This is a genomic window from Flagellimonas amoyensis (genome assembly GCF_003058265.1).
Classification (GTDB): Bacteria; Bacteroidota; Bacteroidia; order Flavobacteriales; family Flavobacteriaceae; genus Flagellimonas; species Flagellimonas amoyensis.
Genome location: NZ_QBUK01000007.1, coordinates 159,116 through 185,131 on the forward strand (window position 1 = coordinate 159,116; position 26,016 = coordinate 185,131).

At 46.5% G+C, this 26,016-nt stretch carries 24 protein-coding genes; 8 read left to right on the forward strand and 16 right to left on the reverse strand.

Going from position 1 to position 26,016, the window contains the following annotated elements; translation table 11 throughout:
• Positions 1 to 237: 237 nt before the first annotated feature.
• The 6 genes from DB398_RS11465 (at position 238) to DB398_RS11490 (ending at position 5,440) form a co-directional block, all read left to right on the forward strand.
• The gene (locus DB398_RS11465; RefSeq protein WP_108424529.1) at positions 238 to 1,788 is read left to right on the forward strand and encodes a YfaP family protein; all 1,551 of its coding nucleotides are present in this window, start codon (positions 238 to 240) and stop codon (positions 1,786 to 1,788) included.
• 3 nt (positions 1,789 to 1,791) lie between these two features.
• Positions 1,792 to 2,910 (forward strand): WG repeat-containing protein, encoded by a 1,119-nt coding sequence (locus DB398_RS11470; protein ID WP_108424530.1) that lies wholly within the window; start codon positions 1,792 to 1,794, stop codon positions 2,908 to 2,910.
• A 99-nt stretch (positions 2,911 to 3,009) separates the two neighbouring features.
• Positions 3,010 to 3,912, forward strand: coding sequence for a WG repeat-containing protein (locus DB398_RS11475; protein WP_108424531.1), 903 nt, complete (start codon positions 3,010 to 3,012; stop codon positions 3,910 to 3,912).
• Between the two features lie 49 nt (positions 3,913 to 3,961).
• Complete coding sequence (locus DB398_RS11480) at positions 3,962 to 4,213, forward strand: hypothetical protein (RefSeq protein ID WP_159076414.1); 252 nt, start codon at positions 3,962 to 3,964, stop codon at positions 4,211 to 4,213.
• A 5-nt stretch (positions 4,214 to 4,218) separates the two neighbouring features.
• On the forward strand, positions 4,219 to 4,797 hold the full coding sequence (locus tag DB398_RS11485) for a hypothetical protein (RefSeq protein ID WP_159076415.1): 579 nt from the start codon (positions 4,219 to 4,221) through the stop codon (positions 4,795 to 4,797).
• A gap of 112 nt (positions 4,798 to 4,909) precedes the next feature.
• Entirely contained in the window at positions 4,910 to 5,440 is a 531-nt protein-coding gene (locus tag DB398_RS11490; RefSeq protein ID WP_199913390.1) for a hypothetical protein, read from the forward strand.
• Between the two features lie 164 nt (positions 5,441 to 5,604).
• On the opposite strand, the gene DB398_RS11500 is transcribed toward DB398_RS11490, so the two are convergent.
• From DB398_RS11500 to DB398_RS11535, 8 genes are all read right to left on the reverse strand, one after another.
• Positions 5,605 to 7,197 carry a type IV secretory system conjugative DNA transfer family protein gene (locus DB398_RS11500; protein WP_108424534.1) on the reverse strand — a complete coding sequence of 531 codons (1,593 nt, stop codon included), beginning with the start codon at positions 7,195 to 7,197 and terminating at the stop codon, positions 5,605 to 5,607.
• Positions 7,198 to 7,202: 5 nt separating this feature from the next.
• A complete protein-coding gene (mobB, locus tag DB398_RS11505) occupies positions 7,203 to 8,222 on the reverse strand; it encodes a MobB family relaxase (protein ID WP_108424535.1) in 1,020 nt (339 codons plus the stop codon).
• Between the two features lie 2 nt (positions 8,223 to 8,224).
• Positions 8,225 to 8,809 carry a BfmA/BtgA family mobilization protein gene (locus tag DB398_RS11510; protein WP_108424536.1) on the reverse strand — a complete coding sequence of 195 codons (585 nt, stop codon included), beginning with the start codon at positions 8,807 to 8,809 and terminating at the stop codon, positions 8,225 to 8,227.
• 480 nt (positions 8,810 to 9,289) lie between these two features.
• Positions 9,290 to 9,460, reverse strand: coding sequence for a hypothetical protein (locus DB398_RS18350; RefSeq protein WP_159076416.1), 171 nt, complete (start codon positions 9,458 to 9,460; stop codon positions 9,290 to 9,292).
• 305 nt (positions 9,461 to 9,765) lie between these two features.
• Positions 9,766 to 9,963, reverse strand: a complete 198-nt coding sequence (locus DB398_RS11515; protein ID WP_108424537.1) for a hypothetical protein — start codon at positions 9,961 to 9,963, stop codon at positions 9,766 to 9,768.
• A 138-nt stretch (positions 9,964 to 10,101) separates the two neighbouring features.
• A complete protein-coding gene (locus tag DB398_RS11520) occupies positions 10,102 to 10,551 on the reverse strand; it encodes a JAB domain-containing protein (protein WP_108424538.1) in 450 nt (149 codons plus the stop codon).
• 63 nt (positions 10,552 to 10,614) lie between these two features.
• Positions 10,615 to 10,968 carry a single-stranded DNA-binding protein gene (locus tag DB398_RS11525; protein ID WP_108424539.1) on the reverse strand — a complete coding sequence of 118 codons (354 nt, stop codon included), beginning with the start codon at positions 10,966 to 10,968 and terminating at the stop codon, positions 10,615 to 10,617.
• Between the two features lie 604 nt (positions 10,969 to 11,572).
• Positions 11,573 to 12,133 (reverse strand): hypothetical protein, encoded by a 561-nt coding sequence (locus DB398_RS11535; protein WP_108424541.1) that lies wholly within the window; start codon positions 12,131 to 12,133, stop codon positions 11,573 to 11,575.
• A gap of 343 nt (positions 12,134 to 12,476) precedes the next feature.
• Between DB398_RS11535 and DB398_RS11540 the strand changes: the two genes are divergently transcribed.
• Entirely contained in the window at positions 12,477 to 12,704 is a 228-nt protein-coding gene (locus tag DB398_RS11540; protein WP_159076417.1) for a hypothetical protein, read from the forward strand.
• An 82-nt stretch (positions 12,705 to 12,786) separates the two neighbouring features.
• On the opposite strand, the gene DB398_RS11545 is transcribed toward DB398_RS11540, so the two are convergent.
• A complete protein-coding gene (locus DB398_RS11545; RefSeq protein ID WP_108424543.1) occupies positions 12,787 to 15,768 on the reverse strand; it encodes a DNA polymerase III subunit alpha in 2,982 nt (993 codons plus the stop codon).
• A complete protein-coding gene (gene dinB / locus DB398_RS11550; RefSeq protein WP_108424544.1) occupies positions 15,768 to 16,982 on the reverse strand; it encodes a DNA polymerase IV in 1,215 nt (404 codons plus the stop codon). Before dinB ends, DB398_RS11545 begins: the two co-directional genes overlap by 1 nt.
• A gap of 117 nt (positions 16,983 to 17,099) precedes the next feature.
• Between dinB and DB398_RS11555 the strand changes: the two genes are divergently transcribed.
• Complete coding sequence (locus tag DB398_RS11555) at positions 17,100 to 17,858, forward strand: SOS response-associated peptidase (RefSeq protein WP_108424545.1); 759 nt, start codon at positions 17,100 to 17,102, stop codon at positions 17,856 to 17,858.
• Between the two features lie 51 nt (positions 17,859 to 17,909).
• On the opposite strand, the gene DB398_RS11560 is transcribed toward DB398_RS11555, so the two are convergent.
• The 6 genes from DB398_RS11560 to DB398_RS11590 form a co-directional block, all read right to left on the reverse strand.
• Complete coding sequence (locus tag DB398_RS11560; protein WP_108424607.1) at positions 17,910 to 19,706, reverse strand: ParB/RepB/Spo0J family partition protein; 1,797 nt, start codon at positions 19,704 to 19,706, stop codon at positions 17,910 to 17,912.
• An 805-nt stretch (positions 19,707 to 20,511) separates the two neighbouring features.
• A complete protein-coding gene (locus tag DB398_RS11570; RefSeq protein ID WP_108424547.1) occupies positions 20,512 to 20,955 on the reverse strand; it encodes a PaaI family thioesterase in 444 nt (147 codons plus the stop codon).
• The gene (locus DB398_RS11575; protein WP_108424548.1) at positions 20,945 to 21,181 is read right to left on the reverse strand and encodes a DUF2798 domain-containing protein; all 237 of its coding nucleotides are present in this window, start codon (positions 21,179 to 21,181) and stop codon (positions 20,945 to 20,947) included. Before DB398_RS11575 ends, DB398_RS11570 begins: the two co-directional genes overlap by 11 nt.
• A 27-nt stretch (positions 21,182 to 21,208) precedes the next feature.
• Positions 21,209 to 22,015 carry an SDR family NAD(P)-dependent oxidoreductase gene (locus tag DB398_RS11580; protein WP_108424608.1) on the reverse strand — a complete coding sequence of 269 codons (807 nt, stop codon included), beginning with the start codon at positions 22,013 to 22,015 and terminating at the stop codon, positions 21,209 to 21,211.
• A 33-nt stretch (positions 22,016 to 22,048) separates the two neighbouring features.
• The gene (locus DB398_RS11585) at positions 22,049 to 22,825 is read right to left on the reverse strand and encodes an SDR family NAD(P)-dependent oxidoreductase (protein WP_108424549.1); all 777 of its coding nucleotides are present in this window, start codon (positions 22,823 to 22,825) and stop codon (positions 22,049 to 22,051) included.
• A 114-nt stretch (positions 22,826 to 22,939) separates the two neighbouring features.
• On the reverse strand, positions 22,940 to 26,014 hold the full coding sequence (locus tag DB398_RS11590; RefSeq protein ID WP_108424550.1) for an efflux RND transporter permease subunit: 3,075 nt from the start codon (positions 26,012 to 26,014) through the stop codon (positions 22,940 to 22,942).
• Positions 26,015 to 26,016 lie beyond the last annotated feature (2 nt).

A 26,016-nucleotide genomic window follows, 5' to 3' on the forward strand; every position in this document is an offset into this window, starting at 1 on the left:
TAACGTCAAATATTGGGAATTTTGAAAAAGAATACATTAAAAATACCCTCTGGAGGGTATTTTTTAATAGATGTTCAATTTATAGTTTAGACTTTTGAAAAAAATTGAAGTTTTTGGGTGTCATGATCACTTTTCCGATCATGCCCGATACCACAAGTGAACACCCCTAGCCTACATATCATACCCTGCTTTACTCGCAGCCATAAATCTATAATTAACCAAGTCAATCTGATTGCCATGTTCCTTTTTGGTACCGTCGGGTTTTCCCAAACGGTCCTCAAAAAAGGGGAAGACCATTCCTACCAGGGATATGTATCCACCATCGTTGTATCGGACGACCCATCCGGCTATATGAAATCGTTCGAGATCGGTATCCAGTGGACGACCTTTATGGGAGAACCTGTAGAAAATTATTCCTTCTCCTGGGAGGCCAACGATCGGTTCAGGACAAAGGTCGATGGAAAGACCGTCACCATTTCAAAATACGAACTGGACAAATATCCAGACCTGATAAAGGAACTGGAAGCGGTAAAACCATCCCGGGCGGATGTGGTACTGTACGGAAAGGCAAAGGGAGGGTCTGCAAGCGTCAAACCGGGAAGCCTGCCCAATGAGCCACGTTTGTTCGTGCAAAATGGAGGCTCGGTAAAAAAATCAGGGCAGTCCTACAGGGTCTATAACCTCTTGGGCACATTTGTATATGAGGTATCCGACAGTAACCTCCTCTTTGGCACCAGCGGAAAAAAGATAGCGGGATCCATCGTGGGCGGAAGCCCCAATTGGAACAACTTCATCCAATGGAGGGACAAGCAAACCTATCTCGGCGGGGTTTCAAGTGTGGCAGACTACCATGTGCTCAATTACTCCCCGGCCGAATATGGCAACCTGTCCGCAGATGAAAAGGAAAATGCCGACCGCAGGTTCAAGAACATCTACAAGATAGTGGATGAACTAGAGATAAGGGCATCCTTGAAGACCTTGGAATGGGGATACCAACTGGAATCCATTGCCAGGGAGTACCTGAAAAGGGAAAAGAAAGAAGAAGAAGAGGAGGAGGAAGAGGAAGAAAGCGAAAAAGATGAGGATGATTTTTGGTCCGATGAAGACACTATCGGTGGGGACGATTCCGATTTTTGGGATTCCGATGGGAAGCATCAAGAGGCCACTGATGATGACTTTTGGTCATCGGACCGTTTGCAGGTGGACGTAATCGCCCCAAGGAACGGCTCCACGAGCCAGACCAATGTGATCGACTTTGCCGCCAAATATAATATACAGAGTGATGGCTTCACCGGGGTAGTGCTCTATAATGGCATCGAACAGCAGTTATTGCCATCCGATGGCCAATTCCGGGGAAAACTGGTCCTCAAGGCGGGCACCAACAATATCCGTTTCCAGATCCGCCATGGGGAAACCGTCCTCAATGACCAACAAGTGGTCGTCAACTACACCGGGAAGCCGCTAAAGCTCAGGAGCACCCTAACGTGGAATGGACGTGCCGACATCGACCTACATTTGACCGATCCGAACAATGAGCATTGTTATCACGGGAACAAAAATACGAAACTGGCGGTGTTGGACGTGGACAATACCCAGGCCTATGGGCCGGAGAACATCAGTGTGGAGCACATGATCAGCGGGGAATATACCATAAGCGTTGTGAACTATTCCAATACCCCGGGCATCAAGGCCACGGTCTACATCTTTTTGGACGAAAGGCTCCACACTACCAAGGACATTTATTTTGACCACCAGAGAGAAGTGGTCGTTGAACGTATCAACCATTGACCCATGAAGCACCGATTTTCTTTTCTCTTTTTGATCATATCCCTTGCCGTTTCCCATGCCCAAAATGACAGCGAACTGGCCAAGAGCTTTTTTTCACGGGCAGAAAAAGAGTATGGGGACAAAAACTTTGCGGCCTCCCTGGACTATTTGCAAAAAGTGTCCGAATACCTCAGGGGCTCTACCTATTCCAAGGTCGAGTTCCTCTATGTGATGAACTACTACAAGACAAAAAAATACAAGGAAGCCAATCAGCATGTAAAACGGTTCTTTAATGAAAACCCTTCCTCCTCTTCCTCCATGTACATCGAGATCATGGAAATCTTGCCCGACCTGAAATCCTATGCGGACGAGATCGAACGCCGGGAGAGGGAGCAGGCGGAAGCCGCCGAAAGGGAAAGGATCCGTAGGGAAAAAGAGGCCGAGGCAGCCGCAGAACGCCAACGGATTCGCAAGGAAGAGGAAACACAAAAGATCCAAATGCAGTTGGAACAGGGCATCAAACCCGATAAGTACCACTATGTGGGGAGTTTCACCCCTGAAGGCCTGGCCGTGATCCAAAGCGAACAAAGTAGAAAATATGGTTATGTGGACAAAACGGCAAAAGAGGTCGTCCCGCCCGAGTACGAGGAAGCCGAAGATTTTAAAGAGGGCTTCGCCAAGGTAAAACTAAATGGCAAGTGGGGCCTGATCGACCCCACCGGATGGCAGATGACCCCATTTAAGTACGATGAGATCAGTTTTTTTGCAAACGACATGGCCGCAGTCATGTTAAACCATAAATGGGGATTTGTGAACATTGCCGGGGAAGAAACGGTGCCATTGGTCTACGACGAGGTCCATTATTTCAAAAATGGTCTTACAACCGTGACCAAGAATAATAAAAAAGCACTGATCAATAAAGTGGGCAAAGAGCTGACCGCTTTCAAATATGACACTATTTATAGTTATTACGAGGGTATGGCAGCAGTGTCCATCAATGGCAAATATGGGTTCATTGACACATCCGGAAAGGAAGTCATCCCTTTGATATATGATGATCACGAACCTTTTAAAGGGCCCTTCGCCAAGGTAAAGCTGGACGGAAAATGGTTCCTCATAGATAAAAATGGAAAAGGGCTATAATTATGTATACAACACTGGGAGGATCACGTCATTTTTACAAATATCCGTCTGGGACTGGCTTTATATCAAGCCAAGAATATTCAATCAAATAATTTTACAATGAAAAAAATACTTTTTACCACAACAATGTTGATAGGGCTTTTTGTCCAATTGAACGCTCAAAGCAGTTATGATGGCATCTCTGATTTCTATGAAGGGCTTGCCTCGGTTTCCGTCAATGAGAAATGGGGCTATATAGACCAGACCGGTAAGCTGGTCATACCTATAAAATATGACATTGCCTATCAATTCATTGACGGAATGGCCGCAGTGGCCATAGATGGTAAGTACGGCCATATAAATAAGCAAGGCACTGAGGTCACCCCCTTAAAATATGACTGGGTCTATTATTTCACTGAAGGGGCCGCATTGGTACAAATGGGCGATAAAATTGGCCTGGTCAATAGGGAAGGAAAGGAAATCACACCCATTAAGTACTTGATCAATCCCGATATTCTGCCCGAAGGGACAGGCAGCTATTTTTCCGAAGGATTGCTCGTCGTTCATGTGGGCGATTGGGATACCGGCAAGGCGGCATACATCGATACAAAGGGCAAAGAGGCCATACCTCCAATGTATGATAGAGCCAATCAATTTTCTGAAGGATTGGCTGCTGTTTCAAACGATGGTTATGCTGGTTTTATAGATCGTACGGGTAAAGAAGTCATTCCTTTAAAATACGATGAAGCATGGGGTTTCTCTGAAGGCTCTTCAATTGTCAAACTTGATGGAAAATATGGATTGATCGATACGTCGGGAAAAGAATTGGTCTCTCCCCAATACGATAGAATTGGGTATTTTTCCGAGGGATTGGCCACGGTAAGAAAGGATGGGAAGTATGGCTACATGAATCGAAAGGGGCAATTGGTAATTCCCATAAAATATGACGAGGCCCATGCATTTAGCAACGGAGAGGCAAGTGTCAAAGAAAATGGACAATACTTCACTATCTACAAACCATAAACTCGGTATTGGATATAAAAATTTCAGCTACAAACTTAAATGGATGGATATGGGAACCAAAGCCTGCCCAAAAATAAAGTCGGCCGTCCTGATTCTTATGCTGTGTCTGTGCGCTACGGGCTGTTCCTGTGCCAAAAAATACACCCATCTCCAAGCCAAGTATATGGAGAGTACGGCACTGATGCAGACCAAGGATACTGATCATAAACGACAATTGCAGGAAAAGGACCGGCAAATAGAGGAATTGCTGTTGCACATCAAACGCCTCAACCTGAAAATAAAGGAATTGGACCCCAAATGAAACGTATGCGAAGCTCCGTACTCCTATTACTCTGTTTATGTGGCATAACCCTTGCCGCCCAGGAAAACGAATGGAACAGGCTCATCGGTCTATTGCAAAAAGAGGCCACTTTTTTTGAAGGAAAAAAAGGGTTCATACAATTGGTCAAAAGCGAATACAATACCTTTTCAATGGAGAAAGTGACCGTGACCGATTCGTTGGTCGTGTTCGGTATGCGGCTGCAAGACCGTTTTGGGAACGAGGGATCGGAACAATATCTGGAAGAATTTACCGTGTTTTACAGTCCCGAAACAGAAATTGTCTCGGCGGAATTGTTCTATGGCCATTCGTACTATTTTTCAGATTTTCCCGATTCCCAGTTCCTACTGCTGGAATTTGACGAGAGGTTTCCAATGATACAGAAGACTGTTTCGGTTTACAAAGACCTAAAAACAGGACAAACGGACCGTTCGGAGATGGAGCAGACGACCGATCAGATCATTTTTCCGATCCGCCGTAAAAACAGGGCTGTGATATTTAAGGCGATCGATCAATATCAGCTCAAATCCCTAAAGCCCCGATTGGACGATGACCGTAACCACTGAACCTATAAAGTCAGGCACGGTGATATGGTCGTTTCCCCAAGGTTCGGATAGGTCGATCGCTTGTTCCGTGAAGAAAATGCATGTGCAAAACAAATCATAAAGAGGCTTCAGCATGAAAATAAACAGACCCTTCAACCAGCTCACCAAATCGGAATATTTCCCGATCATTGAAAATCACAAGCAATATTCCGATTTCAATACCTTGGGACTTTATCGTTCCCTTTTGGAAAACCAAAACCTGGACCTGGAGGATAAACTGGAACTTAGGGATTTTGCCAACGGCCATTTTCAAAAGACCTATGATTTCTTGCAGCTCAAAGACCCACAGACCTATTTCGGGGTCTCCACTTTGGGTGAAGAGCTTACGCGGGGCGATGAACTGAACCTCTGGCGGCTGATCCACGAAAACCAGCAAAAAATCCTAAAGGAGAAGAAAATCAAGCACCGTAATTTCGGTGCATACTCCAAACATGATTGTGGCCATGAACATTGCCCCTATAATGGATTGATGATCAGGCAGGGAACTCCTTTGGCCGAAACGTCCATGTGCTTTGCCACCGATCAGGACAAGGATAGGAAAAAACAGAAGTCCCAACGCCTGAAAAAAGAAAAGCGGGATTGGAAGCGGAAAAGACCCTCTTGATAATTGCACAGTAACATTACTTTTCAACTGAATAAGCCAACGCCTGAACAGCTTAATTTCACTGCATTCGAGAAACCAGAAATGGTATTTCCATTGTGGGGCAATCCATTTATCACTTGTTAAAGCTGAACGCTTCTGCACAACTGAAAGACTTCACTGTTCCATTAGGTTCTTTGGAAGATAGAACTTACTTCCTTATGTACTTTAAGGTAGTGCTCTTCCAAATGCCGTTCTGAAAATTCCAATGGTTTGGGCAAACCTCGATCAATCACTGGCCTCGGAAACTGCACCTTCCGGTCCTTTCCATCCGCAAAGACCACAAATTCGCCCTGTCTTAATCGGAAGAACACTTCAGCCCTTCGTTTGGACACCTCCTTCTCCCCTTCCGTTATCCGTCTTTCCAGGTTCAACCCTGAACTTTTGCTCACACTCCGGGTCGGTATCTTGACCAACTCAAAAAACCGCTCATAATATCTTGCCGTGTCCGGGTCATTAACCTTTCCAAAGAACTGATAAGATAGATTAGAGAGAATCGCCTTACTGGCCTTCTCCCCGTACATCATATCGTTCTGCACTTTGTCCTGCAACACATAGACACTAACAATGTCATAACTTCGCAAAGTGGCCGGTATTCGGTGCATGTTCAATAGCCGTATAGTTGAGGCCTCCTCCAACAACATAAAGGAGGGCATGCGTTGCCGGATGGACATCTGTTTGGTGATGGTATGGATGATGGTGGCGATCACCGGGGAAAGGGAAGCATCCTTTTGGGGATTGTTGACCAGGGCAATGACCGAGGGATTCTCGGCATTGTTGATATCCAAAGGGATCTCATCGGCCGACAAGACCATAAATATCTTTCGCGTACTGATCTTTTTAATGGCATTGGCCAAGGTGCTCATGACCCCGGCAGTCTGACGCTCCGACCCCACCCCACTGATAAAGGCATCCGCCATGGCACGAGAGGTAAGGTTCCCCCGAAGGAACTTGATCAAACTCTTGATTCCCAATTGTTGGTAAAGGGCCATCAGATGCGGCAGGGTACAGAAATCGGGATAGTCCGTTTTCAATCGCCAGATCAACCCACTGATCAGCCCCTCTGCCGCATCCTTAAAGAACCTGGAGGTACTGTTCTCATCAGCATCCCGATGCTCCATCAGGTTCTCCAACAAGACCCTCGACACTTCATGGACACTTTCCTCATCGGGCAAGTACCGTGGTGCAATGGGATTCACCCGATGGTATATGGGCCCAAAGGAAACGATCCGGAAAGGCAACTTTTGGTCCTTCCATAGTGGAAAGGCCATTTCGGTGATCTCAAAATCCTTATAATCATGGATAATCCCAGAGAAACCTTGCTTCTTAAAATGCTCCAAAAAACCATAGATGACACTTTCGGTCTTCCCGCTCCCTGCAGAGGCCATCACGGACACCCCTCTACGGATGTTCCCCAGGACCAGGCTCTTACCCTTGACCCGTAACCGTACCTCGAACACCTTGAAGGGTTGTTGGGTATCCTTATAATAGTCCACCATCCCAAAGATGACTACATGGATGAACAACATGGGCAACCAAAACTTCAGGGCCATTTCCAAAAGGGAATCCCATCCCGATGCCAACCCGGTCCCAATGGCCAGGGCTACCAGAACCCCCAAACCAATACCAAATCCATCTCGGAGGTATCGGATGCACGCCCAGGAAACACCTATGCTTCCTATGAGGCAGATTACATTCGCAAACAGTGACAAATTTTCCATGGCTACTATATTCCAATTGATCCCGATTCCATAGCCTTCCCTATCCCTTTTCGTAACTGCATCAGGGCCTTATAGGCCAACTGTGCGGAGTTGACCGGTATGGTGGGCACCTTGATGCCCGCCTTGAACAAAAGCTGTCGTGCGGCCTGTTGTTCATTGGTGGGCAGTCCCAACAGGGCCGAGAAGAACCTTTTAGGATCCTTGTCGAGCAGGTTCCGGGCATGGTAGGTCTCGACATAGTTCCTTCGGTAGCCAAATTGGGCATCAAAGGTCTTCTCCGCCGCCCGATAGAATTGGTCCCGGTCAAAGCCCTGTTTTACAGTCTGACCATGGAGGATGGTTTCCGAGGTCCTAAACTTCGAACCGGGCGATAGGCTATGGGAATTGGTCACATCCATCCGGCTCACGATGATATGGATATGGCTCTGGTCGCCTTCCTTGGCCATACCCGGAACGATACGTTTGCCCTGTTGTTTATGGGGCGCCCCAGCTTCCAAGGTCTTGATCATTTCTTGGAGTTTTGTGACGTCCCCTGTTTCCCTTCCCTCCTTGATGGCCCTAATCTGGTGTTGGAGGTCCAAGATCTTGCTGGCCGAGGCTTGGTTTTCCTTGACCTCCCGGTCCTTTTCCGAATAGGTGCGTTCCCGCTCCAGCTTGGCAAAATACAGGATATCCTTGACGGTAACTTCTTGGTCCCGGTAAAAGGAGGCCGCATAGGCCTTCATGACCTCACGGGTGTATTGACGCAGTTTCTCTGCATCGTTTCCGATATGTTTGAGCTCCCGTTGGGAGGGACTGACCACCAGGGAATAGAACTTGGGTTCCCGTTTCTTGAGCTTGGCGGTGTTGGCATCGATTTCAGTGATGACCTGTTGGGCATCAATGTCATTCTCATTCTGGTTGAAATATAGTTCGTGCATTGCAGGGGCCTTTCCTTCGTTCTCCTTATCGAGGTATCGGACAAAGTCGCGGACGCTGCCCCGGAAATTGTCCCCCAAATGTTGTCGTGTAATGGCGATGTACATGCTTATGGCTTTTTAAGTTTTGTGCGGTATTTTTCGATGGCCCCTGGATTGAGGTCCAATTTTAGATGGTCCTTTCCGAACCGGTTATGGAACAGGGACACATGGTCCAAGACATAGGCAAAGTCCGTTTTGAGTTCCTCGTACCGCTCTTCAAGACGATCGTAGCGGATCTTGGGAACGGTGACCTCGGCATCAAAGGGTTCCATGTCCGTCGGCTTTTTGGTCTCGGTCAACTGCTGTTCGATAAAATCGAAATCATTGTCCCATTCTTCCCCATCGGATGCAAGTTCCTGTTCAAAGAGGGCCTGGATCATACTGACCGTGGGCAGGGTCTGTTCCTTTTCGATGCTGCGCATGATGGCGACCATGGCATTGAAGCGGCGTTTGATCAGGTATTTGAGGCTGGCGATGGTCTCATACATCCGCTCGTTGGGCGAGATCCCATTGTGCTCAAAAAACTCCACCATGGCCAACAGGGTCATGGAATGGGACTTCCCTTGTCGTTTGGAAAATCCTTTGAATTTATGGAGCACCGTTACTTTGATGCACACGGTCCGAAACGGTTCCTTTTCGTATCCTTTATCCATTTTTAGCTTAAAAATTCCTTGGTTTTGTTGGCCTCAGCGCATTTTTACGCTAAAAACGCCCAAGGCCTTATTTCCTAATATCCATGTAAGCCCCATAAACAGGGGCTTTGCGGAGCAACTATGATCGGTAGGACGCGTGAGCGTGCTACCCTCTTGCTTCTCCTTTTTGCGCCAGGGGCCCAAAAAGCATCGCACAAACCATCTTAAAAAGACCATTGTCCCTTATCATATTTTACCTAATGGAGCACGGACTTTTGGAAAGTCAGATCAAGTTGGGATGCCGTGCAAACTTTGCTACGATGTAACATCTTAAATATACCCACATTACATCAGGTACAAAAATGCGTTCTGCGGGCAAATGGCATCATTTGCCCGCAACATATATGAAACGGCCATTTATGGGTTTCCACAACGTCAGGAGTTCCACGGGAACGCCAAAGAAAAGACCCTTTTTCAAGGGTCTTGTTCCCGTCAGTCCTCCTATGGGACTGTAGTGGTCTGTTCCCTGTAATACTCATACCTGAATATCCAGAGATTGACCACTAGGGAGTAGGTTTTGTCCACCGTGGCATCCGCTGTCTTTTTGACAACGCTTTTCTTTGGATGTTTCTTCGCTGGGATCTCCAGTGACTTTTTTACAATTGCTTTCATAATACATCATTTTAAATTATCGATTATTTGAGGGCATTCCCGCACTTCCCAAAAATTTCAGCTCAAAAGGAAACGGAATAAATAGTGAGGTACGAACGGTTTATGCCGTAGTCTTTTGATGGGAACATTTTTGAAGGGCGAACTTGCGGTCAAATAAGGGATAGGTATTCCTTAGGGTTGCCCAACACTTTGCAAACAAGAATTACCCAAATTGGTTTTTGGGTGTTCGACCCACCTAAAAACCAACCATGAACCCATAAAAAAGCCCATCAAAATGAATGGGCTTGGATGGTGGGTTTAAGGGTTCACATATTGAACACGAAATCATAATGGTATAGATTTCGCATGGCCTCCTCTTCCAATAGTGTATCATAGTCCTTATCGTGGGTTTCCGCAAATTGGCGCAGTTCGGCCCCCGAACGGCTTTCCACATCCTCTTTGGAACTGGAAAGCAAACGTTCCTGGGTCTCGCTATCAAGGTTCGTAAAGTTCAAATAGATCATCTTTTTACTTTTTAAAATCAGGTTTACAGATCATATAGGCTTGGATCGAACCCATCGGGATAATACCTAGGGTCGTTTTGTTCTTCCAACCATTCCTCAAATTCGGTCATTTCAGGATCCACTTTCATCGGATTTGGATCAAAGAATTCCATTATCGGCAAAACTGTAGTAACGGCCATCGGGTGCAAGGATGATATGGTCCAAGACCGCGACATCAAAAAACTGTGCCGCCTCTTTGATCTTTTGGGTCAATCGTTTGTCCTCATAACTGGCCTTGAGTTGTCCAGAGGGGTGGTTATGGGCGAGGATGATCCCTACCGAAAGGGTCTTTACGACCACGGCAAAGAGTAGTCGCATATCCACCAAGGTGGTACATATGCCCCCTACGGAGAGCGGATAGATGCCCTTGACCTTATTGGATTGGTTGAGCAGGATGATCTTAAAGGACTCTTGTGCCCCAATAGTACGGGCATCCCAATTTTTGAAAAGTAGCTCGGCCACTTTCTTGGAATCGGTAAGGGAGACGGATTTCAGGGTGCTGAGCTTTTCCCTATAACTTATCTGTATTTCATTGACTCGATGTTCCATTTCATTTTGTTTTAAGGATGAAAAAAGAAAGGGATGCCCAAAGACTGGACACCCCTATCCATTTTACTCGGTGGTATTGTTCTCGCCACCACCCAAAAGCAGGATCTCACTGGCCACCACTTCGGTCACATACTTTTTATTGCCCTCTTTGTCCTCATAGGATCGGGAGGTCAATTTCCCTTCGATGGCCACTTCCTTGCCCTTGGTCACGAAACCTTCGATGATGTCGGCCAGTTTCCCCCATGCGATTACGGTATGCCATTCGGTGTTGGTCAACCGTTCCCCTGCGGAGTTCTTGTAGTGTTCATTGGTGGCCATGGTGAACCGTGCCACACGCTTGCCTTTGTCAAGGTCTGTAATGGTGGGATCCTGCCCCACATTTCCGATCAACTGCACTTTGTTTCTCAATGTACTCATGATAAAAAGTTTTAAAGGTCTGCTGTCTTCCTTTATGGTCAGATCAGCAGACAGGGTTAAAAATTTCCCCTCTATTTTTTTGGTCGTTGTTTCCCAAATTTTAAGGGGCGTTTGTTTGCTTCTTACGTGCGTAGCACAATAAAAGAAGGGGGTTCTGTCAAGGCTTTTGGACAGAAATCGGGAGGCTCCGCGACGTAGCAAAACCTTTAGGTTTTCAAGGAAGTGGAAACCCTATTTGTGGACAAAACCTGCCTTGGCCTTGACAGGTTCGATGAGGGCCCTAGGAATTCCATCTGACCCATTGGCAAGGGAGCGTACGGGAAGTTAAGCGACTGCAGGCGATGGTGTCCTGATAGGAAGTCCTTGGGTCCTGCCCTGTTTTTCGATGCCCCGAAAAACAACAAGGGCTTCTTTTATTATAGACCCCTTAAAATTTGATGGGCGGACGGACGGATTTGCGGTCTTCCACGGCAAATCCCCAAGAAGGGTTTGCAAAGGAAGGACGCACCAAAAATCCGTTTGGACGACTTCCATATTGGCCAAATGGCAACACATCAACTATTGCGACGGTAATGGGTTTGTAATCCTAGAACTTGGTTTCCTTTTAGTCCTTCTGGAACAGCTCTCCCTGATCGTTAGGGGAAGGTCCGCTCAACTTGGGCATTGAAGTTTTCATGCTATCCTTTAAGGCTTGTCTTCGTTTCTCATAGATCCAGACCCTTAACCTTTTCAAAAGACCAATCTCATATTCGGACAGTTGCTTTGGTGCCACCTCCTCCATGGCCTTGATTTGACCTGTTTTCTTGAAAGTCTTGGCATATTGGAGCCCACACCATGTGTAAATGTTCACCCATTCGCTGGGCATGGGCGATTCGAATGTCCTGGGCATCATGTAGGCCACAACCTCGGTCAAGGAAGCCATGTGTTCCCCACGTATCCGGGTCAACATTCGGGCCATGGTAATATTGTTTAAAAGGTCTTTGGGCACAGCATCCTGCCATTGTGATGGGTAGACAATGATGGGGCTTTGCAATAGGTTCATAAAGTCAAGGACAAAATCGGATTTGTCCTTTTTAAAAGACTTGGGTCTTAGATTTGAAATTGTGGTTTTCATTGGCTCCATTTCAAAGCCAAAATCCAGTTGTACTACGTTTTGTTTTTCCATGATTTGCGTTTTAAATTGAACAATAGTGGCAGACAGCCAAACGCAAGGGAAAATTTTGGAGTGGGAAGGAAACGGAATAAAAAGTGACATAGGCAACGGCTTTATGCCGTCCCTTGTCCGAGAAATATTTTCCGGGTTTAATTTTGGATACTATTGGACAGTAAAAAAGCCATCAAGAGAGGTTCATTGTAATTTGATTTACACTTGTGCCATAAACTGTTATATTTCAAAATTTGATTAGATAAGAATTGGGGATGCATTAGCTTGGACAACCTATAATGATATGACCAATTTGTATGAATATGTCTATTTTCGTGTAATTCAAATGTAAAGAGGATTGATTGTGGAACTAGAAAAGATGTTCGAAGAAGCAAAACAATTGGCCATGGTCAAGTATAGTGATGATTCCTTTTATGACGCCAATGGCAATGTGTTATCGGAAAGGGTCCACGATTGGAGAAACCATGTCCCAGAGGAATTCAAGAGAGATTGGGCCTATTTTTCCGAAAGGGAGCGCAAACTCATTTTTATTATGGCCGTTGAAGCAGCATCCAATGAAGAATGGGATTAGTTATCCTATGTAGATATTTTCAACAAAATCTCCTTTCCTTGTTCCCAATTATCCTCGGAAATATCCCATGATTGTTTTCTTTTTATTTTACCCCTAAGAGTACTGACCCCACTTGTCTTGGGTCAGGTTTCAAGGGTTGTTTGACGGTCGTAACCACCTCCAGACTGAAATGCCCGAACTCTTCGGTCACCGTTCCGTGGCATAGATAAATGCCCTTTCCATGTATGGGTGTGGATGCCATCGTTTGGGGAAAGTGGACACAGTCAAAAAAGTGACCTTCCAGATCGAGCATGGTGGTAAAGCGCATGGTGTCTCCTTTGGATGTGGTGTTCAGTCGAGTATGCACCATGGAACCATAGATCCAGATCTTTTGGTTGACTTGGGCCTCAAAATCACTGGCGGTCAACCTACTCTTCACTTTGCCGTCCATAAGTTCATAATACCCACAAAGCGGAAATCCCAAGAGTTCCATTTGGTCATAAGCATCCTCAATAGGATGGGAAGGTAAGTTTGGTAATGTAAAATGCTTGTGGTTGGGTTTAAAAAGCAATTTCTGGATAGTTTCCTTTCGATGGGCCTTGGTCTTGAACACGGCCTGCCATAGCATTTGCTTCTTGGGCACCCCAAAGACACGAAAGGCATCGATACGTACCAAGATGGTCAACTGTTCGATGGCAATCGGGACACGGTCGATAAAATCATCAAAATCCCTGAATTTTCCATGGAGTTGTCTTTCGTTGAGGATGCGTTGGATGACCAAACGTTCCAGACTCCGAAGCTGTCCCAGTCCCAAATAGATGTGCTTTCCATAAATGGTATTGACATGGTCACTGCTGTTGATACATGGCGGATGGATGACACCGCCCCACATCTTGGTCTCATGCACATAAAGTTCGGTATCGTAGAACCCTCCCCCATTGTTGAGCACGGCCACCATAAATTCCAGAGGGAAGTAGTATTTGAGGTAAAGGCTCTGGTAGCTTTCCACGGCATAGGAAGCGGAATGTCCCTTGGCAAAGGCATAGCCCGCAAAACTCTCAATCTGTTCCCAGACCATCTGGGTCAGAGCGGCATCATGCCCCTTATGTCTACAATTTTCAAAAAACTTCAACCTGACCGCTTGGAACTCTTCACGGGAACGGAACTTTCCACTCATCCCCCGCCGTAGCACATCGGCCTCCCCTAGGTCCAGTCCTGCAAAGAGGTGGGCCACCTTGAGCACATCCTCCTGATAGACCATGATCCCATGGGTCTCCGGCATGATTTCCAACAGGATGGGATTGGCCTCTTTGCGGCGTTCCGGTTCCCGTTCCCTGCGGATGTACTCATCCTTCATCCCAGAGGAGGACACCCCTGGACGGATCACGGAGCTGGCCGCCACCAGTCCCAAATAATCATGGGTCCGAAGTTTTTTCATCAGTCCCCGCATGGCAGGGGATTCCACATAATAGGCCCCTATGGCCCTGCCTTGGCTCAACAGCCGGTTGATATGGGCATCCTGTTTCATAGCCTCCACGCTCTTGATGTCCCAAAGCATAGCATCGGGTTGGTTGCCCTTGATGACCTCCACCGCCTCTTTGATCTTCGCCAATCCCCGCTGCCCCAAAATATCGAACTTGAACAGACCCACATCCTCGGCAATGATCATATCGAACTGCACCGTCGGGAACCCTTTGGGTGGCAGGGTCGTGGCCGAATAGTAATGCTCGGAACGGTCCAGGATCAGGATACCCGAGGAATGCACACTGATGTAGTTGGGCATCCCATGGATATAGGTGGCGTATTTCAGCACCAATCGGGCCAGTTCATCCAAGGCTCCCTGCTCATACCGACCCGAACTGAGCTTATCAATTTCCTCGGTGGGCAGCCCGAACACCTTGCCCAGTTCCCGAACGGCGGCCCGGTACTTAAAGGTATTGTAGGTACCCAAGAGGGCTACATGCTCGAAACGTTCAAAAATATAGGCCGTGACATCATCCCGGTCCCAGGTGGAAAAATCAATGTCAAAATCCGGGGGCGAGGCCCGAAAGGGATTGATGAACCGTTCGAAGTACAGGTCCAGTTCAATGGGATCCACATCGGTGATCCCTATCAGGTAGGCCACCAGACTGTTGGCCCCGCTACCCCTGCCCACATAGGGATAGCCTTTGGACTTGGCATAGGAGACGATATCATGGTTGATCAAAAAGTAGGACACAAAATCCAGTTCCTGGATGGTCCGAAGTTCCCGGAACATACGTTCCCTGACTTTTTCCGTAGGATGGGCATAGCGTCGGGGCAACCCATCCAATGCCAGTTGCCGCAACCGTTCCACATCCAATGCTTTGGACTCCAAAAAACGGGACTGGTTCTGGGAAACCCTATCACTTCCAAACCCAAAAGCAATGGAACAGGAATCCATCAGCCGTTGGGTGTTTTCCCAGATATGCGGAAAATCAACCAAGACCTTTTTCAATTCCTCCAAGGGCCGAAGGGTATCGGTGGGTCTTGCCTCCTCGGACTGGGGCAGTTTACTCAATAGCGTGTTCAAGCCTATGGCCCGAAGCAAGCGATGGGTATTGAAATCCTTTTTGTTACGAAAGGTAACAGGTTGTAACAACACCAATCTGTCGGTATAATCCCGATATCGGGAGAACCGTAATTTCCGGAGTTCTTCCACCGAAACCCCTATATATTCATAGGCCCTGAAATCCGTCCGTTCCTCTTCCTGTATCTTCTCGAAGGGGTAGATCACATGAACGTTCATAAAAACAGGGGCCACAGAGGGAACGGGCATTCCCTTGTGCAAATGCTTGGATAGAAAGGCATTGATTTCCCTAAACCCCTCGTTGTTTTGCGCCAGACCCACGAACTCCTGTATGTTCCCGTTCCGAAAATCAATGCCCAGAATGGGACGTATCCCCTGCTCGTTGGCCAAGCGCACAAAGTTCATCCCCACCGAACTGTTGTTGATGTCGGTCAGAGTCAAGGTTTCCACCCCATGGGAACGGGCAAGTTCCAAAAGCTCGCTTTCGGAGAGCACCCCGTAGTTCAAAGAGTAATATGTATGGCAGTTCAGGTACATTATTGCTGTCTATGGGCCAATAAGATGGGTGGTTGTCCGTCAAAGGGGTTGCCTCCCCTTCCTATACTGTGGGCGCCCAAAGCAGAGGCCCGCATCAGACTGGATTCCCCAAAGCGGTTCCGTACCCGGTCCATGGCCTGGTAGAGGTTGAGCAGTTTTTCATCATCGGCAAAAAGGTCAATCTGGTAATGCCCCCCTACGATATGACTGTAGTTGACACCCACGAGTCGGATCAGCATCCTTCGGTCATAAAGGGAAGTAAAGAGTTCCTTCACCAAGGGTACCAACACATGGTCCGCAGAAGTATAGGGTACCCGTTTCTGCTTCGTATAGGTCTTGAAGTCACTATATCGGATCTTGACACTCACACAGCCTGTCATCTTGTTGGCCCTTCGGAGTTGGTAGGCCAGGTTCTCCGCCATGGCGAACAAAGTGGTCTCCAGTTTGACCATATCGGTGGTATCCTTTCCATAGGTCCGTTCCGTGGAAATGGACTTCCGTTCATGGAAAGGGACCAAAGGTGAATTGTCCAGCCCTTGGGCCCTCATCCAGATGGTCCGCCCGTGAAGGCCAAAAGCACTTTCTAGCATTTCAAGAGGCAGCTCCTGTACCGTCTGTATGGTGGTCACCCCCATATTGGAGAGAAGTCCATAGGTCTTTTCCCCCACCGAGGGCAGTTTACGGATGTGCAGGGGCGCCAAGAACTCTTTCTCCAATCCAAGATCGATCTTCATCTGGTTGTTGGGCTTGGCCTCCCCAGTGGCCACTTTGGAGACCACCTTGTTCTGGGACAGCCCAAAGGAAATAGGCAACCCTGTTTCCCTTAAGATCCGTTGTCGCATTTCCGAAGCGTACTTGTAACAGCCAAAAAAGCGGTCCATGCCCGAGAGGTCCGCATAAAACTCATCCACACTGGCCTTTTCAAAGACCGGGACACTCTCCTTGATGATCTCGGTCACATTGTCCGAGAACTTCATATAGGTCCCTGCATTGCCTTTGATGACCGTGGCCTCTGGGCATAACCTACGGGCCACTTTCATGGACATCCCGGAATGCACCCCGAAGCGCCGGGTCTCATAGCTACAGGCCGCGACCACCCCTCTGTCCCCCAACCCTCCGACCAATAGGGGCCGCTTCATCAGACGGCTGTCCAGCAGCCGCTCACAGGAGACGAAGAAGGTATCCAGATCGAGATGGAGAATAGTGGGTTTCATAAAATAATTGGATTTATTCCTATAACTTGGAAAATATCCAAATGTACGGAAAGGGTTGACCCATTTCAAAACTTTAACAATTTTGACTATCTTAATGCAGCATAATCCAACCTCAAGATGTGCTACTCGACCAGACAGACCCGGGAACGGAAAGAACTGGAGAAACTCCTTTCCGTAAAGGCCATGTACGGTGACATCGACACCGACCTGGAACTTATTTATTTCCATGCCAACGGCTGGAGCCATCCCGTGATGTGGACCTTGGGGCAGGAAGAGCCCAACAACCTGCTCCCGGCACTATGGGGCATCATGCCCCCGAAGGAAAAATTGGAAAATTACACGGAGTATTTTAAGAATCCGAAGACCTTTGGGGGATTGAACGCCAAATCCGAAAACCTTTTTGACCACTTCATATACCGGTATTGTTGGGAGAACCAGCGGTGTATCATTCCCGTGGACGGTTTCTTCGAGCCCCACAACACCAAGGTCAAAGTAAAGGGAAAGGATTTTAAAGTACCTTTCTATTTCAGACGAAAGAACGGTGACCCCATATACCTAGCGGGCATCTATACCAACACGGCTGATGCTAGAAGGACCTTTGCCGTATTGACCAAGGACGCCACCCCTATGTTTGAAGAAATCCACAATGAAAAGAAACGACGTCCGGTCATCATCGATGACGAGAATCTGGAATCTTGGCTGCATCATGGCAATACAGCCTCCGATATACAGGATCTCATCGATGACGATTTGTGGGAAGGAGATCTCGAAGCCTATCCCGTCACCAAAGATCTTCATAGTAGGACCGTAGACTCCAACTATCGGGGCATCATTGACAAAGTAGAGTACGAGGAAGTGTCGATTTCCTATGGATGACCATAAAAAAAGAGGAGCCTGTTTCCAGACCCCTCCTTCCATATATCCAGATTAATCTTCGATTACCTTGGCCTGCTTCTCAAGCTCCGTAATCCTTTCCTTGATCCTTGCCTCCCGTTTTTGGCGACTTTCGACATAGGTTTCTTCAATGGCCGAGATATTATCCTTGTAGAAGGATTGCATCGCCTCGTAAAAGGATTTGTTGGTCAGGTCATTGGTGTGGTTGCTTTCCCCAAGATGTACCTGACGGGTCAACAAGAACCGGAGCAGTTTGTACAACGTCTCCTTCTTAAAGTTTTGCTTGAACTGGTCCAGCAATTCCTTTCTGGACAGTTTGGAATCCTCCCCAAAGAAATCCCCAAAATGTTCCCTTTGGTCATTCCATCCGATATTGTTCTCGAACAGCGTGATGGTGATGGCCACCATTTCGTCTTTGGTCAAAGGTTTGTTCCGATTGATGTAATCCGTTTCTCGGATCGCATCAACCACTTCCTTGAACATCTTGTTGTTCTCAATATGTTTTTTCCGAAGTTCGCGCATATTGATCTTGATGATCTGTTCCTCCGGGGTACATTCGGCCATCTTTCGTTTCTCCAAGGACTTTGCCGCTGAACCTCCACTATCCGCTTCTTCCCTGAACTTTACAAAAATGGTCTGTGTCAAGTAGGTACCTGTATGCAGGAAAACCCCTTTTTCAAACCCATGGTCCATGGCATTGTCCCATGCTTCCATTTCCTCGGCATAGGATTCCATGGCCTCGGTCAGGAATTTTCCCAATACCTCCTCAGTATGGTCACAATGGCTGTATTTCTCCCGGATTGCTTCCAAGGTCGGCTTGATCGGTTTCTTCAAAATGTCCAGTTCTTCGATCAAGGGCGAACTAAGCCCCTGCTTTTCCATTTGTGCCAGGATCCACTGGTTCCGTTCTACATCGATATTGTATGTATTGATATTCGGAACCAGTTTCAATCCCTCCTTTTTGACCCGCTTTAGCAGTTGAATGAAGGCCTTGGTCTTTTTGTTCTCAAAACAGGAAGTCCGGGTACAGACCATTTTACCCTCCCCGAACAGATTGCCCTGGTTCGCTGCGTTGAAGGGACATATAGTACATGCCCCTGCCTTGGTCACTAATGACTTATCTGTCACATCAAAACAGGCCTTGGTCAAATCATAGGTTCGGCTTTCAATCATCCGTTTGATCCGATGCCCTTGGTATTCTCCTTCAAGGCTTTCCAGCATCATCTGTTGTTCCCCAGGTTCAAAAAGGGCCACTGCCACCCCAAGGGAGATGGTCATTTCCCCAGTTCGGACAAAGGCCTTGAATCCCTCGATCAATCCGGCCAGTTTGATGCGCTGGCGGATATAGTTCTCTGAACGCCCCAGACGTTTGGCAATCTCACCGGGTTCGTATCGGTCCAACAGAAACTGTATGGCCTCGGCTTCCTCCGTGGGTTCTACATCCTTCCGTTGTAGGTTCTCAATGATCTGTACTTCCAGAACTTCCGTATCGACATAGTCCCTCACCATGGCCGGGATAGTGGTCAACCCTGCCAATTTACTGGCCCGAAACCGCCTTTCCCCCATGACGATGATATAGCCATCATCGCATTTTCGGACCGTGATCGGCTGCAATACCCCATGCTCGGCAATGCTTTGAGCTAAATTTTGAAGACTTGGTTCATCAAAAGTCTTTCGGGGTTGCAATGGATCGGGCGATACTGACCTGATTTCCAACATTTGGATTTGCGGAACGCCATCCACTTTTCCAACCGTTTTGGATTGTTTTGGTTTTGAAGGTTGCTTTGAACTTCTTTTGCTTGTCACTCTTTGTTTTGTTTGTGCTTCCATGATTTTCGGATTTTGGTTAAACAATTTTTGAGCAAAAACCAAGCGGAAGACAAAATTTTGGAGTGGCAAGGAAACGGAATAAACAGTGACCATCGGAACGGTTTTATGCCGTCCCTTGTCCGACAAATAGTTTGCGAGCTTAACTTTCGGGAATATTGGTTGGAAAATAATTATAACAGGAAAGTTCAGTTTCTTATAGCCCAATAATTGCCAGCAAAATCATTTATTGATAAATGCCATTTCTCATCCTTTTGGAAATAAATCTTCATTGGATAAAAGAAAGTATATTTATCAGCTCCTCTTTATTGAGGAAGCAATTCAAGGAAACCAATAGGTCCATTAAGAATAAGAGCAATTTTGGCAAATCAATTCCAGACTGTTTTAGTTTGGGCAACTTTGTTTTAAAATTGAGTGTGTTTCTTTAATACAACATTTTACATTGAAAAAAATATTGAAGTTTTGAATTGAATTGGAAGGGACATCCCCCAAAATATGGCGTAATTTTATGGTCCCATCCAATACCCCACTGATTTGCCCTGTTTTCTGGGCAAAATCAAAGAGCGTACCTTCAATATCATCGGTTTGATATTGAAATTTTGGCCAATCCTTTTGTTACCAATTATATCGCATGAGCCGATGAGAATATTTATTTGGCTCAAAAAAATAAAATATTAGAAATAGGAGAACTCACAATGCACAAAACAGTAGTGGTCTACCACTGGAAATGGAAAAAATTAGCAAGTACTATTAAAACTGGTCAAGCCTACTGTTTATCTCCCATCATCCGTTCCTCCCCATTGAAATCTTAAAAGGGAATTTTCAGTTCGCTGACCGCTAGGTTTGAACTTGCTTTGGCAATAAGTCTTTCGGTATTTTGGTTTTTCACCAAGGCATTGAAATTGATAATGGTCCTTCCTAGTTTAATCAATTCAGTTTTGACCAAAACCGTATCATTCACCGAAGCTCCATTAAAATAATCAATGTTCAAACTGATGGTAGGGTAAAAATTTTCCAACCCCAGTACCATGAAGTTAACGCCAATACAATCATCGATCATGCTGGAAATCACTCCCCCGTGGAGCATTCCCAAAGGGTTGGTCATTTCTTTTCTGACCGTAAACTGAAATTCAATGGATTTTTCATCTACGGAAACCACCGTTCCATATAACCATTTGCCAAAAGGGGACGGACTCCCCGAAAAGGGTTTGCCAATAAAACTTTGTACTAACTTTAATCTTTTATTCTCCATAGTTCTTTACTTTATTTTTCAAAATAAAATCAACCAACTTTTCCACTGGAGGCCCAATGAAAAGAATACATGGGATGACGACCAGATATGCCAATCCCCATGATTTTAGCCAAACCCGAAGAAAAGTTGGTCCGGATAGATCTGTGTCTATAGCTATGACCACGAATGAGATTGCTCCAGTGGTCACTATTCCCATGATCATCGCAAAAAGGATTTTTCTTTTCATGCGCTTAAACTCTTTAGCTTCCCAAGATCATCCTTTGAATCTATCAACCTCTTTCTGAATGGCGCCCTCAAACATTTTGTAGGCATGGTTTTGAAGAAAAAATATCATTCTGGACATTTTACCAACCGGATTGCGAAATTTTGAAGATTTTGAACGTATTAGTTTCAGTATGGCGTCAACGACCACATCCGGTCGTTCGGCACTTTCCAAGCTCCTTTTTAAATAGGCATCGGCCTGTTTTCTATAGAAATCATATTCCGGAATCTTGGCCACAGTCGTCACCAAATTATGCTTAAGATTTGTCTTGGACCACATCGGCTCTACCAAGTTTACCTTGATGTTGAACTGGTCCAGTTCAAACCGTAAGGATTTAAAATATCCTTCGATGGCATGTTTTGAAGCTGAATAGAAGGATTTATTGGGAAGTCCTATTAAGCCCATCATAGAACTCATGGTAATGATCTGACCGCTTTTCTGCCTTCTGAAATGTGGCAAAATTGCATTCGTTAAGGCAATGGTTCCCCAAAAGTTCGTATCAAACTGCTTTTTGCCCAGTTCCAAGGGGGTCTCTTCAGCCAGGCCGACAAGCATATAACCTGCATTGTTGACCAAAACATCCAATTGACCTATGGCATCAAAAAGCTCATTTGTAAAGGCTTCTATCGAATCCTCGTCTGTAATATCCAAGGTCATCATTTGAAATGGTACAGGTATTCTCTTTGGATTACGTGTGGTGCCGATCACATGATATCCCCTATCATGCAACTGGTTAGCCAACTGTAGGCCAATTCCCGAGGATGCCCCTGTGATCAATACGGTTTGTCTTTGTTTCATTTTTAATTGTATTATTTTTTGGTTGGGAAACATCTAACCGATGCTTGCCAGCTTCTTCTTGACCTTCATCATTGCCGCACTGGGCAGTATTTTTGCAAGAACAGCATTGAAACGGTTCTGAAAGCCCACAATTTTCTTCCCTTTTCCGTACAGCAAGAGCTCCACTCCAGCTTTAGCCACTGTTTTTACGGGCATTGGTTTGGTGGATTTCATGAAATTGGTCTTCCTCATTTCCGAAGAAACAAACCTCGTTTCGGTAATGCCAGGGGTAAGTGCGGTAACTACAACACCACTTCCCTCCAATTCTGCCGCAAGGGTCTCTGAAAAGGCCAGGACAAATGACTTGGTGGCTGAATAGACCGAATAGTAAGGAAAAGGCAGGAGTGCAAGCAGAGAGGATACGTTCATGATCCTACCCGACTTTCGATCTGCCATATCTTTTGCGAACAATTTGGTCAGGATTACCAGACTGTTGATATTAATTTCGATCATTTCCATTTCCTCCTCCAGTGATGTTTCCAAAAAGCTGCCATAGTTCCCAAATCCGGCATTGTTGGCCAAATGTGACACTTGGTAATTTGCAGACTTGATTTCGTTATAGAGTTCTATCGCCTGATAGGTCTTGCTCAGGTCTTTCGTGATGTAATGCACAATGACCCCATGTTTTGAGGACAGCTCTTGCTGCATGGTTTTCAATTTATCCTCACTACGGGCCGTGAGAATGAGATTGTATTTAAGGGCCGCAAGCTGCTGCGCCATTTCATGGCCGATCCCTGAGGATGCTCCTGTAATCAATATATATTCTTTCATGTGTCTTTTTTTATTTGTTTTTCAACGGTCACATGGAACACCCATATTCAAGCTTGTTTGTGTTAAAGGAAACTTTGTCATGGGTGTTTCATTCTAAGTTGATTTTATAATTATTTAATTTCCCAATTCCTTTCCATGTCCAATCACCTCAACCTCCGGTGGCATTAGTTTATACACCACAGTACACACGAGAAATGCCAGGAGAGTAGAGCTTATAAGCCCGCCCATAAGTACCACTACCAGACCCGAATACAATGGGTTGGCATCCAAAATTAAGGGTACGAGGGCCAAGGTAGCGGTAAGGGTAGTGAGCGTGATGGGAACAAATCTTGTTTTTGCCGCCTTTTTGATGGCCTCGGTCAGTTCCATTCCCTCGGACCGTAGCTGGTTCGTGAAATCCACCAAAAGAATGGAGTTCTTTATCTCGATCCCTATGAGCGCGATAAACCCTACGGCTGCAGTAAAGGACAAAGGATTACCGGTAAGCCAAAGTGCGATGAAGGCACCGATCATGCCCAGGGGTATCACCGAAAGTACGATCATCGAACTTTTGAAAGAACCGAATTCAAGGATCAAGATCAGTAAAAAGAGTACTCCGGCTATCATCCCTACAATCTCGACCCCTGAAAAGGCATCATCAGCATTTTCCAGCTCCCCGGCCGCTTTGTAATAGTATCCTTCCGGGAATTCCATCTGATCGAGCTGTTCTATGATTCTTGCGTTAAGGGTGGAATATTTAACACCACTCACTGCATAGGCATTCACAGAAGTATATCTTGCTTCATCATAATGGTAGATCCTCGAAAAATCGGATTCGAAGGTTATGTCGGCCACTTGCTTTAACGGGATTGCCTTTCCTGTATAGGAGTATACATATAGATTATCGAGCACCTCCATGGTAGGAAATTTGTCCCGAGGCAGGGTTACCACAATATCGATTTTGTCCTCGCCCTCCCCTTTGGAAAATTCCGCCATGGGCAGGCCAGCGATGGCCATCCTTACCGTTTGGTCAATCGCTGCTGTCGGTATCCCGTACAATCCCGCCTTTTTCTTGTTGACACTGATCTTCAAATCCGTCTTTTTGTTCGCAATGGGGTTGGTGATATATTGGGAACCGGGGGTATTCTCTATAATCTTTTCCACACGGAATGCGAGGCTCTGGAGTGTATCCAGGTCTTCCCCGAAAATCCTGATGGCGACAGGGGCCTCCAAGGGGGGGCCTTGTTCATAATCGATTACCTGTATCCTGGCGTTGGGGTAATGACTAAATTTCTCCCTCAACTCATCAACGATCACTTCCTTCTCCTCATAGGAATGGGCATCGGGCTGTACAAACAGTTGGGCGAAATTGGGTTGTTCGTTCCGCTGCCTCACGTTGTAGTAAACGGTAGGGTTACCCGCTCCGACGTTGGACGTAAAATAAGTGATGTCATCCCGCTCCAGTAACTCTCCTTCAACGTACTGGACGACCCGGTCCGTTTCGTCCAGATTGGCTGTGATGGGCAACTCCACATTGATCTGAAACTGTGGTTTTTCGGATTTTGGAAAAAGGCTGAACCCTATGACAGGGACCAGACCAAACGATCCGAGCAATAGCCCAGCTGCCAGCACTATGGTAAGCCAGGGCCTTGCCAGGGCCGCATCCAATACTTTTGAATAGTAGTTGTCTATAAATCGTTGTAACGCACGCATAAAGATATTTCCCTCCCCGTTTCCTGCATGTGTCTTCAGGACACGGCTGGAGATAAACGGTACAATGGTCAACGATACCAGCAAGGAGGCCATCACCGTAGTGACCACTGCCATAGGCAGACCCCTGATAAAATCCCCGGAACCTCCGGGAAGGTACAATAGCGGAAGAAAGGATACCACCAAGGTGGCCGTCACCCCTATCACGGCCATGGCGATCTGTTTCACTGCCTCAATGGAGGCATGCAGTTTGGTGGCCCCGTTCCTTAAATACCTTTCGATGTTTTCCACCACCACAATCGCATCGTCGACCAGTATCCCCAATGCCACGATCAATCCCACGATACTGAGCTGATTGATGGTAAAACCGAGCATGTCCATCACGAACAGACCGATGGAAAGGGAAAGTGGTATGGAGATCATTACCACTAGAGATGCCCGTGTACCGAGCGGCAAAAGTGTAATCAGTACCAACAAAATTGCAATAACAAAATCCCTCGCGAAACTCTTCAACCGGTACTTCACGTTTTCCGACTGGTCAAAGTTGACCACCATATCCACATGGTCCGGAAGGGTCGATTTGAATTTCTCGATGATCGGCCCCGCCTCATTACCTACATCGAATATATTTTCGCCGTCCTTTTGGCTGGCGGTAATCAATACGGCTTTGTGTCCGTTAAACCGCGTGCGGTGGTGCTCTTCTTCGTTGGAAAGTGCTACCGTGGCAATGTCACGAAGCTTGATGATCTTGTAATTATCCGCAAAAACCACGGTATTGCGAATATCCTCCAGGTCTTCATAATCCCCACTGGTCTTCACATTGAACCGTCTGCTGTTCATGTTAATGGCCCCTCCGGGTATGTTCACATTCTCGGATTGCAGTGCTCCATATACATAGTCAAGCCGTATTCCCTGTTGGGCAATTTTTTGTAGGTCCAGTTCCACCCTTACCTCCTGTTCGGGATACCCCCAGGTCTCCACCTTTTTGAATCCCGATACCTTTTCCAACTCTTCTTCTAAGTTCTCCGCTATTTCTTCCATTTCAGCATAGGAGGCAGTTTCGGATATGAGTGCCATTTGAAAAATGTTCACATCCGATGAGTTGAACTCCTGTACTTCCAAAAGGTACAGGTCGTCCGGCAGTTCGTTCCTGGCAGCATTGACCTCCCGCACTATTTCGGAGTATTTTTCGTCCCGGTCTACATCAAACTCGTACTCTACATCAATGACAACAAGGCCGTCCTCTATGGTGCTCCTGAACTTTTTCAAGTCATCGAGCTCATTGATGCGGTTTTCCAAAGGCTCCACGACTTGGTCCTCCATGTCGAGCGGGGATGCCCCGGGATATACGGCTATCACAAAGAACCGGGGGAAGTTCACTTCCGGGTCCTCGCCGCGTGGCATATTTACCAGTGAGTTTACGCCGAGCGCAAGAATGGCCACCAGGCACACAATGGTAAACGAAGCATTTTTGACAAAAAATGATATGAGGTTTTTCATCT